Consider the following 17,329-nt stretch of genomic DNA (forward strand, 5'->3'; position numbering starts at 1 on the left):
TCAGCGATCGCGCTTCAAAGCGCGCTTGCCGCCTGCTATCAGAACCCATGACCGAAAAGAACCGAAATACCCGCGCCGGCTCCCCCGGCGGCGATCGGCCCTTGCGCCGGCCCGCCAAGAAGACCGCCGCGCCGCACGCCGCCGCACGCCAAGACGCAAGGCCAACGAAGCCCGGCTTCGACAAACTGCGCTCGGACAAACCTCGCTTCGACAAACCTCGCTTGGACAAGCCCGCCGCGCGCGACGCCGACAGCGCGCGCGGCAAGCGCCCCGGTAAGCCGCCTGCCAAGCCCCCCGCAAAGTCGCCCGCCAAGCAGCGCGTCGGCGCGCCGGCGCCGGCGCCCCGCGAAGGCGCCTTTGAAGGCGATCGCATCGCCAAGGTTATGGCGCGCGCCGGGGTCTGTTCGCGCCGTGACGCGGAGCGTTGGATCACGGAAGGCCGCGTCGCCGTCAACGGCCGCGTGCAAACGAGTCCCGCCTTCAATGTGAGCGACAGCGACAAGATCACGGTCGACGGGGCGCCAATGCAGGCGCGCGAGCGCACGCGACTCTTTCTGTTCCACAAGCCCTCCGGCTATGTCACCACCGCGCGCGACGAAGAAGGCCGCGCCACGGTGTTCTCTTATCTTGAGGAACGCCATCCGGACTTGCCGCGGCTCGTCAGCGTCGGCCGGCTCGACATCAATACCGAAGGGCTGCTGCTGCTCACCAATGACGGCGGCCTCGCGCGCACGCTCGAACTGCCCGCGACGGGTTGGACGCGGCGCTATCGCGTGCGGGCGCATGGCGCGATCAATCAGGCGCAGCTCGATTCGTTGGGCGACGGCGTGACGATCGACGGCATCCACTATGCGCCGATCGAGGCGCGGCTCGAACGCGAGCAAGGCGCGAACGTCTGGATCGCGATGAACCTCACGGAAGGCAAGAACCGCGAGATCAAGCGCGTCATGGCGCATCTCGGGCTCGACGTAACGCGGCTCATTCGCATCTCATACGGGCCCTTCCAGCTTGGCGATCTCGCGGAAGGCGCTGTCGAAGAAGTGCGATTGAAAATGCTGCGCGAGCAATTGGGCAAATCGCTCGCCGAACTCGCCGGCGTCGATTTCGCCGCGCCGCTGCGCGAGAAGGAGCCGGCGGAGCAGCAGGAGATTCGTCAGCGCGCCGAGAAGGGTCCGCGCAAACATGTCTCCACGTTGCGCAAAGAGCAGGACGAGCGACGCGACGCCGGACCGCGGGCGCGCGTGACGCGCGGCGCGGTCGCCGACCGCAAGGGCCGCGCCGTCGCCGTCGAGCGTGTGACTCCGACGAGGACTCCGACGAGGCGGCGCGACGAGACGGCGGCGCCGCCGTCGCGCAACGCCCGGCGTTTCGAGGCGATGCGCGCCGATGGCGCGCCGCACCAGCCGAAGGCGCGATCGGAACGCCCATCGCGCGATAGCAAGCCGCGCGGCGAGCGTTTCCCGCGCGAGGACGGACGCCGTCGCGACGAGCGGGCCGCGCCCGAGCAGCGCCGTGCGCCGCGCTTCGACGAACAGCGCGGGGCGCGTCCCCCGACGCGAGCGCCGCGCGAGCGGAGCGACGAGGGGCGCGACGAACGCACGCGCAACACGCAGAGATTCGAGAAGCGGCCAGACGACCGCGCGAGCGGTCAGAGAAATTATCGCACGGCCAATCGCGATGACACGCGGTTCGACAAGCGTCCGCCGCGTCGCGACGGCGACGAGGCCCGACGCGATACGCGCGGCGCCAGCGCGACGCGCCAGGAGCGGCCGCGGACATTCGACAAACGCCCGGCGCGCAGCGGCGAGCGCGACTTTTCGGCTGGCGACCGCGCGCCTCGCGAGCGCAAATTCGATCAGCCCCGCTCGGGCGGAGACGCGCGGCCCTCGCGCAGCGGCGGACCGTCTCGAGGCCCGCACAAAGGTCCCCGCAGCGGACCGGGCAAAGGTCCCGCGGGCGGTCGAGGCGCGCCGCGCAAAGGACCGCCCAAAGGACCCTTCAAGGGACCGCGCAAAGGGCCGCCGAAGGGACCACGCAAGCCGCGCGGCGCATAGACCATGCGCATCGTCGGCGGCGCCCTGCGGGGTCGGGCGCTTTCGGGACCACGTTCGCAGGCCATTCGACCAACGTCCGAACGGCTGCGCGAATCCGTTTTTGACATTCTCGCGCATCGCTTCGGCGATCCGGTTGCGGGCGCGAATGTCGTCGATCTCTTCGCCGGCGCCGGCGCGCTCGGACTCGAGGCCGTGTCCCGCGGCGCGGCGCGGGCGCTTTTCGTCGACGACGGCGCGGAGGCGCGCGCGCTGCTGCGCGCCAATATCGAAGCGCTGGGACTTGGCGGCGTCACGCGCATCTTTCGCCGGGACGCCACCAAGCTCGGCGCCGCGCCGGCGGGCGAAACATTTTCGCTCGCCTTCCTTGATCCGCCCTATGGAAAGGATCTCGCGACACAAGCGCTTTTCGCGCTTGTCGATGGCGACTGGCTTGCGCCGGACGCCATCGTCGTCGTCGAAGAAAGCGCCAAGGCGCAAATCAACCTGCCGCCGAATTTGCTGCGCGAAGACGAACGCCGCTATGGCGACACGCAATTCGTCTTCGCGCGCTATATCCGTTAGCGTTCAAAGGAGGCGTCACACTCTCAGTTGGAATTGGCCTGATCCGTCGCTTGGACCTTGTCATTCCCGGCAGGCCGAAGGCCTGACCGGGAATCCAGAGCCAATCCAAGAACGCTGGTCGTGCGCTGGATTCCCGATCATGCGCGTCGCGCGTCGGGAATGACAGCCGTTCCGTTCAAACGGATTTTGTATCACTCAAAGGCGACTTGGACTTTCGTCACCGCGCGATCGAAAAGGCCGGTCGGCAGATAGCACAAAGGATTTGTGGCGAGCGGCGCTTCTTTGCAGTGCTCGTGATCGTTAGTCCACGCATAGCCTGACTGCGCCATGCAACCCAAAATATATTTGCGGATCAGGTGATCTGGATCCAAGCGGCGATTTTCAGGATATGCGGACTCGCCGTCCAATTCGCAGGCCGACGTTTTAATCTGCTGCGCTTTGAAAAAGGACGAACTGGAGCCGATCAATCCTGCTTCAGCGCCAACGACCATGATCATTCCTCCGACGAAGGCCATGACAGCCGTCACCTTGCTGACCTTAAACTGTCCGTCGATCAATGAGAGCACGCTGCCTGTCGCCAAAGCGACGCCGACGAAAATCAACACGAGAATCATGACCCGTTCTCCGATGTCAGAGTAGTTTGGCGCCGCCGTCGAATGAGAGACGGGCATGCGCAGCGAAGGCCGCAGGCGGCGCCGGCGTACAGCCCCGATCCTTGCGACTTCGTTCGACACGTCTTGGCATCGGACGAACGCAACGGGGCTCGATGGATTTGAGTGTGTGCGCCAAACGCGCCGCGGTCTGCGACTTAGTCACGAGCTGGAGTCTTGGCTTCAAACCGCAAAAACGCTTTCAGAGTTTTTTCTTCAATTCGTAGAGCGCGGCGAGCGCTTCGCGCGGCGTCATCTGGTCCGGATCAATCTCGTGCAGCGCGTCGCGCAACGAATCCTTCGGCGCCGACGGCTCAGCGAGGCGTGCGAAGAGCGGCAGATCGTCGATCAAGGTCTCGACCGGCGCGCGTCGGTCGGCCGCTTCCAACTCTGCGAGGATCGCATGCGCACGCGCGACGACGCTCGCCGGCAGTCCCGCGAGCTGCGCGACATGCACGCCATAGGAGCGGTCGGCCGCGCCTTTGATCACCTCATGCAGAAACACCACATCGCCGGCGTGATCGGTCACCTTCATCGTCAGATTGACGAGGCGCGGCAGCCGCTTCGCAAGCTGCGTCAATTCGTGGAAATGCGTGGCGAAGATCGCGCGCGAGCGATTCACTTCGTGCAGATGTTCGATCGTCGCCCAGGCGATCGAAAGTCCGTCGAATGTCGCCGTGCCACGACCGATTTCATCGAGAATGACGAGCGAACGCGGGCTCGCGCAGTTCAAGATCGCCGCGGTTTCGACCATCTCGACCATGAAGGTCGAGCGACCACGGGCGAGATCGTCAGAGGCGCCGACACGCGAGAACAGCCTGTCGATGACGCCAATGCGGGCGGACTGCGCAGGAACGTAGGAGCCCGTCTGCGCCAGGAGCGCGATGAGCGCGTTCTGACGCAGATAGGTAGACTTGCCGGCCATGTTCGGCCCGGTGACGACGGCGATTCGGCCGCCCTCCGTTCCGCAAAGATCACAATCGTTGGCGGCGAAAGCCTTGCCTTGCGACTGTAGCGAAGCTTCGACGACAGGATGGCGCCCGCTGACAATCTCGAAATCGAGCGAGGCGTCGATCATTGGCCGCGTCCAGCTGCGCTTCTCTGCGACTTCGGCGAGCGCGCCGTAAAGATCGAGCCGCGCGAACGCCTCGGCGAGACGCCGCAAGTCCTCGGCGCGCGCGCAAACGTCTGCAACCAGCGCGTCGAAGATCGCGAGTTCCCGCGCCAGGGCGCGATCGGCCGCCGAAGCGATCTTCGCTTCGAGCTCGACGAGTTCGCGCGTCGAGAAACGCATCGCGTCGGCCATGGTCTGGCGATGCGTGAAGGTCGCGTCGAACGGCGGCCGCAGCAGCTTTTCGCCGTTCGCCAGCGAGACTTCGAGAAAAAACCCCAGAAAATTATTGTGCTTGATCCTGAGCTTCGTCTCAGTGAACTCGGCGTAGCGTCCTTGCAGCTCGGCGATCACCTTGCGGCTTGCGTCGCGTAGGCGTCTCGCTTCGTCCAACTCGGAGTCGCGCCCCTCGCGAACAAAATCGCCGTTACGCTTGTCGAGCGGCAGGCTGTCTTTCAAGGCTGCGGCGATTTCGCCGGCCAGCACGAGGTCCGCTCGAGAAAGCGATTGAGCCTCCGCCGCGATGTCCGATGGAGGATCGAGCTGCGCGAAAAGACCCGCGACGTCGCGCGCTGCGTCCAGCGCGACGCCGACGCTTGCGAGATCGCGCGGGCCGCCGCGCTCCAACGAAAGACGCGACAAGGCGCGAGAAAGATCCGGCGCGCGCGCGAGCTTCGCGCGAAGCGCGGCGCGCAGATCTGGCTTTTCGAAAAAGAAGGCGACGGCGTCGAGACGCGCTGCGATCAATCGCGCGTCCGTCAAGGGCGCCGCGATCCGCTCGGCCAAGAGCCTCGCGCCGCCAGGCGTGACGGTGAGGTCGACGACCGAAAGCAGCGAGCCCTCGCGCGCGCCGGACAGCGTGCGCGTCAGTTCGAGATTGGCGCGCGTCGCCGCGTCGATTTCAAGCGTTGTCAGCGCGCGCAGACTTGTCGGACGCGACAGCGCCGGGCGCTGTCCCTTTTGCGTGCGCTCGACATAGAGGATCGCCGTCGCGGCGGCGGCGAGTTCGCAGTCGCTGAAGGCGCCAAAACCGTGGAGCGTCGCCACAGCGTAGAACGCCATGAGGCGTCTTGCCGCGTCAGCGCCGTCGCCGATGTCGCGACCGATCGGCGCGATGGGCGCGCCGGCGCCCTCGAAGAGCGCCGCTAGCGAGGGGTCTCTGCACAGCGCGTCGACGGCGATGATTTCGCGCGGCTCCAGGCGCGCGATCTCGGCGCCGAGCGCATTCTCTTCGCGCTCACAGACCGTAAACGCGCCCGTCGAAATATCGACGCTCGCCAAACCGTATCGCCAGCGGCCGTCCTCCCCGCGCAAGCGGGCGATCGCCAAAAAGGCGTTGTGCCTGGCGGGATCGAGCAGCGCGTCTTCGGTGATCGTGCCGGGCGTGACCAGCCGCACGACGTCGCGCCGCACCACCGATTTCGCCCCGCGTTTTTTGGCTTCGGCCGGGTCTTCGATCTGCTCGCAGACGGCGACGCGATGTCCGAGCGCAATGAGTTTTTGCAGATAGTCGTTGGCGCGCTCGACCGGCACGCCGCACATCGGAATGTCTTCGCCTAGATGCTTGCCGCGCTTCGTCAGCATGATGCCGAGCGCCCGCGACGCCGTCTGCGCATCTTCAAAAAACAGCTCGTAGAAATCGCCCATGCGATAGAAGAGCAGGCAATCGGCGTTCGCCGCCTTGATCTCGATATATTGCGCGATCATCGGGGTCACGCGCGTCGGCGCCTGGTTGAGATTTTGAGCAGGTACGGGCGCTGCGTGTTTCATGGCAGCCAGTGTAACGGCCTCGCCGCGCAAGCGCCACGCGGGGCATCCGCTTGCATGTGGACGACGCGTCCGCCCGGGCTTAGATTGGCGTGTCGATTTGCCTGGCTTTTATTGGAGACATCGATGATTTTCCTTATCAATCGTATTCTCGCGTTTGCTTTGACCGCCGCTTGGCTTTCTTCGGCCGCGTTCGCCATTGAGCGTGTCGCGCCGGAATCGCCAACCCCTTGGCAGGTCGACAAGCACCGCTTTGCGGCGAAAAAGGCGAATGAAGCGTTCAGCGGCTTTGCCTGCGGAACGAGCGGCATGTGTGTGCTCGCCGTCGATGAGGGCCGACAGGGCGCCTTCATGCGCATCAACGGCCAGCGGCTCGTATATGTGGGCGAGCCCTTCGAATTCAGCGGCGTGGAGAAGGAGCTCGACGCGGAAGCTGCGGCCGTCGACGGCGGCTATTTTTACGTGGCCGGATCACACGCCGCAAAGCGCGAAACATGCTGCGACAATTCTGACAGCCGACGAGTCTACCGGCTCACGGCCGACGAGAGCGGCCATATCGGAACGATGACGCACAGCGAGCGCTTATGGGACGCGATGCGCAGCCTTCCCGAACTTGCGCCCTATGCCGTTCCCGGCGACTGCCGCTGCGACAGGGCTCCGGGTCGCAACCGCATCGACATCGAGGGCATGGGGGCGGCGAATGGGCGGCTGTTTTTCGCCTTGCGCGCGCCCAATGTGGAAGGAAACGGTTACGTCGTCAGCGTCGATGCAAAGGCTCTTTTTGAGGGAGGCGATCTTAAGCCCTCTCTTGCAACGGTTCGGTTGGGCGCCAATAAGGGCTTTCGAGATCTCGCCATCGCGGACGGCGTGGCGCTCGCTCTTGTTGGACCGAGCGACGCTCTATCGCCAGCCGACTATTCGATCGTCGAATTGCGCGGACTGACGACCGGCGTAGCTGTGCAGCCTAAAGAACTCGCAACGATCGACCTGCAGAATGCTCCGCTAGGGAAGAAAGGCAGCCTCATCAAGCCGGAGGCCATCGCCGTGCTTGAGCTGGACCCAAAACGCTATCGCTTGCTCGTGCTCTCGGACGGAGGCGACGACGGCGCGCCGCTGGTCTTCAACATTCCCCGCAAGCCATAAGAAAAGCCCCGGAAGAGCGTTCTTCCGGGGCTTTATCGCATCTCGTGTTAGCGCCAGAACGCCAGAAGGATGATGATGGGTATTGGAATCCCGAGCATCCACAGCAAGACAGACCGGAACATTTCATACCTCCATTTAGAAGCGAGAGAACGCCGCGACGCCGACGTTTTCATCGCGATGGCGCCCGCCGAGCGTTGCGCCATACCAAGCCGCCACCGCGCCGATGAGCATGGTCGCCGCGGAAAGGAAGGCGAGCAGGATGCCAGTCTTGCGCGCCGTCTCGGCCGTCTCCTTCGCCTTCGCCTGATCTTCACGCAGGCGTTCGGCGCTCAGATCCACGCGCCGTTCGGCTTCCTGCGGGGCGAGGCCGGAGCGCGACGCGAGAACATTGACAAGATAGGCGTGATCTTCTCCGGAGATTTCGCCTGTCGCCAAGCCGCGCTCGACGATGCGCTTCACGATCGCGCGCGGATATTCTGCCGGCATCGTCACGCCCCGTGCGTTCACGTCGCCATCGCCGCGCAACAGAAAATCGACCCGCTCCTCGACCGGAGTCACCGTGGGCGCAAGCGCTGACGTCTCGGTTCTGGCGCCTTCCGAAGACGCCGCCGCGGAAACGCCCGTCTTTGCGAGCTGGAAGATAGAAGCGCCTGCGATCAGCGCGAACACCACGATCGCCGCGGCCCAGAGCACGAGGCCGTGGACCCCGTCGCGGACTTCCACCTCTTCTTGCGAAACATCTCCGGAGCGCCGGCGCAGCCTTCCCGTGACATAGCCGCCGACCGCAAAGCTCGAAACGGTGATCCAAAGCACCCAGAGCGTCAACGCGATCAGATGAACAACCAACGACGCGCCGCCATAAGGCGATGTCATCGACAGGCCGATCGCCGAACCGAAGGCCCCCATGATGAAGGAAATTGCGCCGGCGATCGTTGCGCCGGCGATGATGGCGGCCCAATCGGTATTGGTCGACCGGCCGGACATGTCTTGGGCTGCCGCCGCCGCGGCGGCGGCGCCGCGCGACGGCCCGACGCCGAGTCCCGTTTGCACGAAATCAGTCATTCTGCCATCTCCTCAGCGCAGGCCAAGAAATGATAAAATCGCCAGAACGACGACGATCAGTCCGACGAGATAAATGATGCCACTCATTGAAACCTCCGCTTCGACCGCTGTGCTGCCCGGAATCACGACCTAAGCCGCAGCGTGGACAGCCGCGCATGCCCTAAAACTCTGGCGCGGCGTCATTGTTCCGTGACGCTTGGTTTCGTGACGCTTGGCGCGGCCGCCTTGGGCATAGCGCTTGTGGACGCAGCCACGCTCCGGGTATGGTCGCTCGTGTTGCGTCGCAACAAGCAAAGGGGCGGAGATGGCCGACGACATGGCGGAAAATCGGGCGGAAGGAGAGCAGCGCGCGACGATATCGGACAAGGAGGCGCTGCTGTTTCATTCGCGCGGCCGGCCCGGCAAGCTCGCCGTCATCGCCTCGAAGCCGATGGCGACTCAGCGCGACCTGTCGCTCGCCTATTCGCCGGGCGTCGCCGCGCCGGTGCTCGCCATCGCCAAGGATCCTTCAGCGGCGTTCGATTACACGACCCGCGGCAACATGGTCGCCGTGATCACCAACGGCACGGCGATCCTCGGGCTTGGCGATCTCGGCGCGCTTGCGGCGAAGCCGGTGATGGAAGGCAAGGCCGCGCTGTTCAAGCGGTTCGCGGACATCGATTCCATCGATCTCGAGATCGATACGAAGGACGTGGATGCATTCGTCAACGCCGTGCGTTATCTCGGCCCCTCGTTCGGCGGCATCAATCTCGAAGACATCAAGGCGCCGGAGTGTTTCGTCATCGAGGAGCGGCTACGCGATCTCATGGACATTCCGGTCTTCCATGACGATCAGCACGGCACAGCGATCATCTCCGCCGCCGGCATGCTCAACGCGCTGCTGCTGACGGGCCGCGACATCCGTGAAGCGAAACTCGTCTGCAACGGCGCCGGCGCCGCCGGCATCGCCTGTCTCGATCTCGCCAAAGCGATGGGTTTCGATCCGCGCAACGTCATCCTGTGCGACACCAAGGGCGTCGTCTATCGCGGTCGCCAGGAGGGGATGAACCAGTGGAAGAGCGCGCACGCCGTCGACACCACGGCGCGAACGCTCGCTGAGGCGCTGGAAGGCGCCGACATCTTCTACGGCCTTTCCGTCAAGGGGGCCCTGACGCCCGCCATGCTTCGCAGCATGGCGGACAATCCGATCGTCTTCGCCATGGCCAATCCCGACCCGGAGATCACGCCGGAAGAAGCGCGCGCCACGCGCGCCGACGTGATCATCGCCACAGGCCGGTCCGACTATCCCAACCAGATCAATAACGTCCTGGGCTTTCCGTATATTTTCCGGGGCGCGCTCGACGTGCGCGCCAAGACGATCAACATGGAAATGAAGATCGCTGCGACGAAGGCGCTCGCCGATCTCGCGCGCGAGGACGTGCCGGACGAGGTCGCCAACGCTTACCGCGGCGCCCGGCCGCGTTTCGGCCGCGACTATATTATTCCGGCGCCTTTCGACCCGCGCCTCATCTCCATCATTCCGCCCGCCGTGGCGCTGGCGGCGATGGACAGCGGCGTCGCGCGACGCCCCATCGTCGACATGAAAGCCTATCGCGCTGAGCTATCGGCGCGGCGCGATCCGATCGCCGGGCTGATGCAGACGATTCACGAACGCGTGCGGCGTGATCCCAAGCGCGTCGTGTTCGCCGAGGGCGAAGAGGAGCAGGTCATCCGGGCCGCGCTTTCCTTCGTCCATCAGGGTTTCGGACGCGCCGTGCTTGTCGGCCGGGAGGATCGCGTCATGGAAGCGGCGGCGAACGCCGGCCTTGAGCTTCCCGCAGAGATCGAAATCCACAACGCCAAACTCTCGAGCCGCAACTCGGTCTATGCGCAGTTCCTGTTCGAGCGCCTGCAGCGCAAGGGCTATCTGATGCGCGACTGCCAGCGGCTGATCAATCAGGACCGCAATCATTTCGCCGCGGCGATGGTGGCGCAGGGCGACGCCGACGCCATGGTGACGGGCGTCACGCGCAATTTCTCCCACGCGCTCGAAGACGTGCGCCGCGTCATCGACCACAAGCCCGGCCACCGCGTCATCGGCGCGTCGATCATTCTCGCAAACGGCCGCGTCGTCGTCGTCGCCGATACCGCGATCACCGAAATGCCCGACGCCCACGAACTTGCCGAAATCGCCATCGAGGCGGCCGGCGTTGCGCGCCGCATCGGACTCGTGCCGCGGGTCGCCATGCTGGCCTTTTCGACATTCGGCTATCCGCCCGGCGAGCGCACCGCGCGGGTGCACCAGGCGGTCAACGTTCTCGACCAGCGGCGCGTCGATTTCGAATATGAGGGCGAGATGGGCGCGGACATTGCGCTCAACAAGGATTTGATGAGCGCCTATCCGTTTTCGCGACTCACCGAGACGGCGAACGTTCTTGTCATGCCAGCGTTTCATTCGGCGGCTATTTCGACAAAAATGTTACAGGAACTTGGCGGCGCGACCGTTCTCGGTCCGCTGATCGTCGGACTCGACAAACCGATTCAAATCGTCCAACTCGGCGCGACGGACACGGAGATCGTCAATATGGCGGCGCTCGCCGCCTTCGGCGTCGGCGGATGAGCCACCCTCCCCTTGATGGGTAGAGTCGCGCCGTAGGCGCGGGGCGGGCTGAATCGCGCGTCCCGCACCTCACCCCACCCGCGCGGCTTCCGCCGCGCGACCTCCCCCTGGGGGAGGTAATCGCACATGAAGCGAGAGACTGACACTGATGAACATTACGATGATTGGCTCTGGTTATGTGGGTCTGGTCTCGGGCGCCTGTTTCGCCGACTTCGGTCATAACGTCATTTGCGTGGACGCGGACGCGAACAAGATCGAGCGCCTGAAGGCGGGCGAGATTCCGATCTTTGAACCGGGCCTCGACGAGCTCGTCGCCAATAATGTCGAACAGAACCGGCTCTCCTTCACCACCGAACTCGAGTCCTCGGTAAGGGGCGCGGACGCGGTTTTCATCGCTGTCGGCACGCCGTCGCGGCGCGGCGACGGCCATGCGGATCTGTCCTTCGTCTACGCCGTCGCACAGTCCATCGCCAAAGCGCTCGAAGGGTTCACGGTCGTCGTCAACAAATCGACCGTCCCCGTCGGCACCGGCGACGAAGTCGAGCGCATCATTCGCGAAGTCAATCCCAACGCCGATTTCACCGTCGTTTCCAATCCTGAATTCTTGCGCGAAGGCGCGGCGATCGAAGATTTCAAACGCCCCGACCGCGTCGTCATCGGCATCGAAGATCCGCGCGCGCGCGAAGTGATGGAGGAAATCTACCGGCCCCTGTCGCTGAACGCGCCGCCGCTGGTCTTCGTTGGGCGCCGCACGTCGGAGCTCACGAAATACGCGGCCAACGCATTTCTCGCGACGAAGATCACCTTCATCAACGAAATCGCCGATCTGTGCGAGAAGGTCGGCGCCGACGTACAGGAGGTCGCGCGCGGCATCGGACTCGACAAGCGCATCGGCGCGAAATTCCTGCACGCCGGCCCCGGCTATGGCGGCTCCTGCTTTCCGAAAGATACGCTGGCGCTGATCAAGACCGGGCAGGACGAAGGCGCGGCGCTGCGCATCGTCGAAACGGTGGTCGCCGTCAATGACGCGCGCAAGCGGGCGATGGCGCGCAAGGTCATCCATGCGCTCGGCGGCTCGGTGCGCGGCAAGAAGATCGCGCTCTTGGGATTGGCCTTCAAGCCCAACACCGACGATATGCGCGACGCGCCCTCGCTCGCCATCGTCGCCTCTCTCGCGGGCGACGGCGCGCAGGTGCACGCTTATGACCCCGAGAGCATGGCGCAGGCGCGTCCGCTGATGCCGGAAGTCACTTTCCACGACAACGCCTATTCGGCGCTTGAAGGGGCCGACGCGCTCGCCATCGTCACCGAATGGGACGCGTTTCGCGCGCTCGATCTCGATCGGGTCAGGAGCCTCTTGAAGCAGCCGATCATCGTCGATCTGCGCAATGTCTATCGCCCCGGCGACGTGCGCAAACGCGGCTTCACCTATGTGAGCGTCGGACGGACGTGAGAGGGCTTACGCGAAGGATTGTGGCGTGACGGACGACGAAAAAGCCATTCGCGCATTGGTCGAAGCCTGGATGGCCTGCAGCAAAGCGGGCGACCTTTCAGCCGTGCTCGATCTGATGACGGATGACGTGATTTTTATGACGCCGGGTGGAAAGCCATTCGGAAAGGAAGCCTTCGCCGCCGCTTCGGAAAATATGAAGAACGTCGCGATCGAGGCGCGCAGCGACATCCAGGAGCTCTGCATTTTTGGCGACTGGGCCTATATGCGCAGTTACATGGAGATGACGGCGACGCCTCTGGGCGGCGCGCCGGTGCGTCGGAGCGGACATACGCTGACGATTCTGCGTAAGGAAGCCGACGGAAAATGGCGGCTTGCCAGAGACGCGAATCTTTTGGCTACAGAAAAATCCTGAACCGAAAGATTTGCGGCCATCGTCTTGCGCAGCTACCGCGCCGCATCCTCACAAAGAACAAAGCGCCGGCCACGGGGGGCCGGCGCTTTTTTGCATTCGTGAGCGACGCCTACTGCGCCGCGAGTTTAATCTCGGGATAGGTGCACTTCTCGTCGCTTTTCGCCGCGACATGCAGATGCGACGGCGGCTCGACGAAGGGAATGCCAAGCGTGTGCCAGACGTCGACAAGAGACTCGACGAGATTCGCGATATGCGCCGGCGTGTGGCAAGGCGTCGGCGTGACGCGCAGCCGCTCGCTTCCCTTCGCCACCGTCGGATAGTTGATCGGCTGGATGTAGATCGAGTGACGATCGAGCAGCAGGTCGCTCGCAGACTTGCAAAGCTCGGCGTCGCGCACCATCACCGGCACGATATGCGAGCCGTTTTCCATCACGGGCAGGCCGGCGGCGGCGAGCGCGTGCTTGGTGATATGTGAGGCGCGCTGATGCGCCGCGCGCAGATCCGGCCGGCGCTTGAGCAGCCGCACCGCGGCGCAGGCCGCGGCCGCGACGGCCGGCGGCAGCGCCGTCGTGAAGATGAATGAAGCCGCGTAAGACCGGATCGCGTCGATGACGACGGAGTCGCCGGCGATATAGCCGCCCATCGTGCCGAAGCCCTTGGCGAGCGTGCCCTCGATCACATGGACGCGGGCCATAACGCCTTCGCGTTCGCAAACGCCGCCGCCGCGCGCGCCATACATGCCGACCGCATGCACTTCGTCGACATAGGTCATCGCGCCATAGCGCTCAGCCAGCGCGACGATGTCGGCGACGGGCGCGATATTGCCGTTCATCGAATAGAGGCTTTCGAAGACGACGAGCTTGGGCCGATCGCCCGCTTCGATCAGTAGCTCCTCGAGATGCGCAAGATCATTATGGCGGAAGATCTTCTTCTCGGCGCGCGAGCGCTTCACGCCTTCGATCATCGAATTATGGTTCGAGGCGTCGGAGAGAATGACGCAATTGGGCAGAAGGTCGGCGATCGTCGAGATCGCCGCGAGATTGGAAATCCAGCCGGAGGTGAAGACGAGCGCGGCTTCCTTGCCGTGCAGATCGGCGAGCTCGCGCTCAAGCTCGACAATGGCGTGGCTGGTGCCGGAAATGTTGCGGGTGCCGCCGGAGCCGGCGCCGACTTTGCTCGCCGTGTCGACCATGGCGGCGATCACGTCCGGATGCTGGCCCATGCCGAGATAGTCATTGGAGCACCAGATGGTCACAGGCTCGACCGAGCCGTCCTCACGATGCCAATTCGCCAGCGGGAAAGCTTCGACATCGCGCTCAAGATGCGCGAAGACGCGGTAGCGGCGCTCGTCCTTCAGACGGGAGACGGCGGCCTCGAAGTAACGCCGATAGACCATGCTCGAACCCTTTGATTTTTTACTCTTGCCCCAGAGTTCGACGACCAGGCCCCCGTCCAGCCCGCCGTCTAGTTTGGACGTTTTCTTACATAGCCGATCCGCGCGTCAAAGGCGAGTGGCCGAATGACGCGCCCGCGCCTCTTTTCTTGCGCAACGCAGGGCCACCGCCAATAAAAACAATGGCGCCACGAGCCGGCGGCGCCGCCCGGCGGCGCCCCAACCGCGCCGTGCTTGGGGCCACCTTCACCGGGGCTTTTTCCAGCGCGGCGTTTATGGGATGACCGCCTGGCCTTGCTTGAGGTAACGAAGAGACGGGGGTGCGCGTGACGGCGATGAAGCTCTATACGAAAAAAGGCGACAGAGGCCAGACGAGTCTCTTCTCGGGCCGGCGGGCGGCGAAGTTCGATCCGCGCGTCGCGGCGGTCGGCGATCTCGACGAATTGTCGGCGAGCCTCGGGCTCGCGCGCCTCGTCTTCCCCGAGGCGAACGATCTTTTGAGCGGCGCGCAAAAGGCGCTCTACACGATCAGCGCCATCGTCAGCGCCGAAGCGCGGAAGATCGATCTCGCCTTCGACGACGCCGAGACCGCGGCGCTCGAAGCCGAGATCGATCGCGCCACCGACGCGCTGCCGCCGCTGCGCGATTTCATCTATCCGGGAGAGGCCGAGGCGAGCGCGCGTCTCCATATGGCGCGCGCCGTCGCGCGGCGGGCCGAGCGCAGCCTCGCCGCGCTCGATGAGCCGCCGGCGCCCGAGAGCGCCCTCGCCTATCTCAATCGCCTGAGCGATCTGTTGTTCGCGCTGGCGCGGCTCGCGGACCTGCACAGCGGACACGCGGATAGGATGCTGGGCGGGTGAGGGGTTTGGGCGGGGGCGGCGCCGCCCAGCCAAGCCCGTCATCCATGGAAGATCGGAAACGCCTGAGGCTGGATCAGGATCAAGAGCCCGTAGACGAGGATGGCGATGCCCATGGCCTGCGCCACGGCGGGCCCCCACGGCAGGGTCTTCTCGGCGAAAACGATCGCCGTCACCGTTGCAAGCGCGGCGACGTTCATCATGCCGAGAGGAAACATGATCGCGCAAAGCAGCCAGCAACAGCCAAGGCACCAGGCGCCGTGGTGCGCGCCCATCTGCAGGGCGCCGAACGTCCCCTCGCGCCAGGAGGTCATGATGAAGCTGATCGGCGTGCGGCACTTGGTCAGGCAGAGCTCTTTCAACGGCGTGAGCTGGTAGAGCCCGGCGGCGACAAGGATCAACCCGCCAACGCGGCCCTGCGCCGGCGCCGAAAGATCCAGACGCGCGGCGCCAGCCTCCGCGGCGAGCGCGCCAATATAAGCGAGGAGGCCAGACGCCATCCAGACGAGCAGATAGCCGGCGAGGAAGGCCCATGTTCCGACGAAGGCCTGTCCCCGTTTGCGGCGCGCGGCCTGCGTCTTGTGGAAGGTGAGCGCCATCGGCGCCAACGTCGGAAACATCATCGCAATCGTCATCGCCAGCCAGACGGCGATGAACAGCGGCGCGCCGAGTCCCATGGACGGCGAGGCCATGCTGCTATGGGCGTCATGACCCGCCGTGTCTTGCCAGATCAGAAGCGCCCACGCCGCGACCGACAATCCGATGAGCATGGCCAGGATCGCGTTACGCTGAAGCGCGATCAGGTCCACGCGCGTCTGTGTCGGCGCCGCCATCCGTCAATTCGACCATTCGATCGGCGCGTAATGCCCGTTCTGGCCCGAATTATTCCAGTCCATGCCGTGGTCGCTGAAATGGTTGCCCGCGCGGCCGACGCCGAAGGCGATTTTCTCCGGCGCGAGCGGATGCCCGGTCGTGCCCCAGATTTCGCCGCTCGGATGCATGCTCGCGAGCGGATCGACGGCGACGGCGAGAACGCCCGGGATTTCGACCGCGCGCGATTTGCCCTCGATCGTGTAATGAATCGAGGTCTTCTTGACGCCGAGATGCGTTCCGACCAAAGGCGCGAAAGCCGCCATCGGTCCGCCTTCGTCGCCGCCGAAAATTGCGCCCAGAGCGGCGGTCTGTTCGTCGGTTGCGCGCTCGTCGATATAGACGGCGAGCGTCCAGTCGCCCTCCGCCATCGGTCCCGGCGCATGCGCCGCAAGCGCCACATTCAGCCCATCCAGCGCCACGTCGCCATAATGGCCTTTGTCGATGTGGAACGCCAAAATGTTGTCGCACCACCCTTGCGTCGGCGTCGCCATCATGGCCTTGGTCGAGACCAGGCAAGGACAGACGATGTCGCAATTGCAGTTCTCGAGATAGTCGCCGACAAAGCGCCACTTCGTTCGCGTCGCCATTTTTTTGCTTTCTCCGCGGCCGTAATCTGCGGACCTAGAATGGCTCCTTGAAGGGCCGAAGGTCCATTTCGTGAGTCCAGGCGCTGCGCTTCTGGCAGTGCAGCGCCCAATAGGCGTCGGCGATGTCGTCGACCGCAAGGACGCCGTCCGCGCCTTTCGAGCGCGCATAGTCGGCGAAATTCGTCGCCGCATATTCTCCCGCGATCACGCCGTCGACGACGATATGCGCGACATGAACGCCCTTTGAGCCAAACTCGCGCGCAAGCCCTTGAGCTACGGCGCGCAAGGCGGCTTTGGCGGCGGCGAAAGCCAGGAAGGGCGGACGCGCCCGCAAGGACGCCGTCGCGCCGGTGAACAGGATCGTGCCCTGCCCGCGCTGGGAGAAGCGCCGGGCCGCCTCACGCCCGACGACGAAGCCGCCGAGGGCGTTTTGGCGCCAAAGGCGCTCGAAGAGTTCGGGCGTCGTGTCCTGAGCAGTAGCCGCGATATTATTCCCAACATTGTAGGCGACCAGCGCGAGGTCGCCGTCGCGGTCTGCGTCGTCGAAGAGGGCGGCGACGTCGGCTTCGCTCGTGGCGTCTGCGACTTTGATCGCGACCGCGCCGCCCGTGGCGGCGATCTGCTCGGCGACGATTCGCAACCGCTCCGGCGTGCGGCCCGCGACCATGACGCGGAGCCCTTCGCGCGCGAAACGCCGCGCCAGCGCGGCGCCAAGACCTGACTCGGCGCCAACGCCAATCACGAGCGCCACTCCCCTATTCGCCATCGCCGGTTCTGTCATGGCGCGTCAATTCTCTTCGGCCGCGC

Annotated in this window: 14 protein-coding genes; 7 read left to right on the top strand and 7 right to left on the bottom strand. The window is 64.8% G+C overall.

The window, feature by feature from the left end; all coding sequences use genetic code 11:
* Positions 1-47: 47 nt before the first annotated feature.
* Both EHO51_RS14285 and rsmD read left to right on the top strand, forming a co-directional pair.
* On the top strand, positions 48-2,054 hold the full coding sequence (locus EHO51_RS14285) for a pseudouridine synthase (protein ID WP_124739442.1): 2,007 nt from the start codon (positions 48-50) through the stop codon (positions 2,052-2,054).
* A gap of 3 nt (positions 2,055-2,057) precedes the next feature.
* On the top strand, positions 2,058-2,615 hold the full coding sequence (gene rsmD / locus EHO51_RS14290) for a 16S rRNA (guanine(966)-N(2))-methyltransferase RsmD (RefSeq protein ID WP_124739443.1): 558 nt from the start codon (positions 2,058-2,060) through the stop codon (positions 2,613-2,615).
* Between the two features lie 191 nt (positions 2,616-2,806).
* On the opposite strand, the gene EHO51_RS14295 is transcribed toward rsmD, so the two are convergent.
* Both EHO51_RS14295 and mutS read right to left on the bottom strand, forming a co-directional pair.
* On the bottom strand, positions 2,807-3,220 hold the full coding sequence (locus EHO51_RS14295; RefSeq protein ID WP_245434894.1) for a hypothetical protein: 414 nt from the start codon (positions 3,218-3,220) through the stop codon (positions 2,807-2,809).
* Between the two features lie 247 nt (positions 3,221-3,467).
* The gene (gene mutS, locus EHO51_RS14300) at positions 3,468-6,146 is read right to left on the bottom strand and encodes a DNA mismatch repair protein MutS (protein WP_124739445.1); all 2,679 of its coding nucleotides are present in this window, start codon (positions 6,144-6,146) and stop codon (positions 3,468-3,470) included.
* 123 nt (positions 6,147-6,269) lie between these two features.
* Between mutS and EHO51_RS14305 the strand changes: the two genes are divergently transcribed.
* Positions 6,270-7,286, top strand: a complete 1,017-nt coding sequence (locus tag EHO51_RS14305; RefSeq protein ID WP_164479406.1) for a DUF3616 domain-containing protein — start codon at positions 6,270-6,272, stop codon at positions 7,284-7,286.
* 135 nt (positions 7,287-7,421) lie between these two features.
* Here the strand turns inward: EHO51_RS14305 and EHO51_RS14310 are convergent, their stop codons facing one another.
* On the bottom strand, positions 7,422-8,348 hold the full coding sequence (locus EHO51_RS14310; RefSeq protein ID WP_124739447.1) for a hypothetical protein: 927 nt from the start codon (positions 8,346-8,348) through the stop codon (positions 7,422-7,424).
* A gap of 304 nt (positions 8,349-8,652) precedes the next feature.
* Here EHO51_RS14310 and EHO51_RS14315 point away from each other — a divergent pair, with 304 nt between their 5' ends.
* The 3 genes from EHO51_RS14315 to EHO51_RS14325 all read left to right on the top strand — a co-directional run bounded on the left by EHO51_RS14315 (position 8,653) and on the right by EHO51_RS14325 (position 12,812).
* Positions 8,653-10,947 (top strand): NADP-dependent malic enzyme, encoded by a 2,295-nt coding sequence (locus EHO51_RS14315; RefSeq protein WP_205788967.1) that lies wholly within the window; start codon positions 8,653-8,655, stop codon positions 10,945-10,947.
* A 148-nt stretch (positions 10,948-11,095) separates the two neighbouring features.
* Complete coding sequence (locus EHO51_RS14320) at positions 11,096-12,400, top strand: UDP-glucose dehydrogenase family protein (RefSeq protein ID WP_124739448.1); 1,305 nt, start codon at positions 11,096-11,098, stop codon at positions 12,398-12,400.
* Between the two features lie 25 nt (positions 12,401-12,425).
* Positions 12,426-12,812 (top strand): YybH family protein, encoded by a 387-nt coding sequence (locus tag EHO51_RS14325; RefSeq protein ID WP_124739449.1) that lies wholly within the window; start codon positions 12,426-12,428, stop codon positions 12,810-12,812.
* Between the two features lie 109 nt (positions 12,813-12,921).
* Here the strand turns inward: EHO51_RS14325 and hemA are convergent, their stop codons facing one another.
* Positions 12,922-14,208, bottom strand: coding sequence for a 5-aminolevulinate synthase (hemA, locus tag EHO51_RS14330; protein ID WP_124739450.1), 1,287 nt, complete (start codon positions 14,206-14,208; stop codon positions 12,922-12,924).
* Between the two features lie 317 nt (positions 14,209-14,525).
* On the opposite strand from hemA, the gene EHO51_RS14335 reads away from it, so the two are divergent.
* The gene (locus tag EHO51_RS14335; RefSeq protein WP_245434608.1) at positions 14,526-15,065 is read left to right on the top strand and encodes a cob(I)yrinic acid a,c-diamide adenosyltransferase; all 540 of its coding nucleotides are present in this window, start codon (positions 14,526-14,528) and stop codon (positions 15,063-15,065) included.
* Between the two features lie 38 nt (positions 15,066-15,103).
* Here EHO51_RS14335 and EHO51_RS14340 read toward each other — a convergent pair whose 3' ends face one another.
* The 3 genes from EHO51_RS14340 to EHO51_RS14350 are packed head-to-tail and all read right to left on the bottom strand — an operon-like array spanning position 15,104 to position 17,303.
* Positions 15,104-15,895, bottom strand: coding sequence for a DUF2182 domain-containing protein (locus EHO51_RS14340; RefSeq protein WP_124739451.1), 792 nt, complete (start codon positions 15,893-15,895; stop codon positions 15,104-15,106).
* Positions 15,896-15,898: 3 nt separating this feature from the next.
* Complete coding sequence (locus tag EHO51_RS14345) at positions 15,899-16,522, bottom strand: DUF1326 domain-containing protein (protein WP_124739452.1); 624 nt, start codon at positions 16,520-16,522, stop codon at positions 15,899-15,901.
* 34 nt (positions 16,523-16,556) lie between these two features.
* The gene (locus EHO51_RS14350; RefSeq protein WP_124739453.1) at positions 16,557-17,303 is read right to left on the bottom strand and encodes an SDR family NAD(P)-dependent oxidoreductase; all 747 of its coding nucleotides are present in this window, start codon (positions 17,301-17,303) and stop codon (positions 16,557-16,559) included.
* Between the last annotated feature and the right edge of the window lie 26 nt (positions 17,304-17,329).

Origin of the sequence: Methylocystis rosea, assembly GCF_003855495.1 — a bacterium.
In the GTDB taxonomy this organism is placed as follows: Bacteria; Pseudomonadota; Alphaproteobacteria; order Rhizobiales; family Beijerinckiaceae; genus Methylocystis; species Methylocystis rosea_A.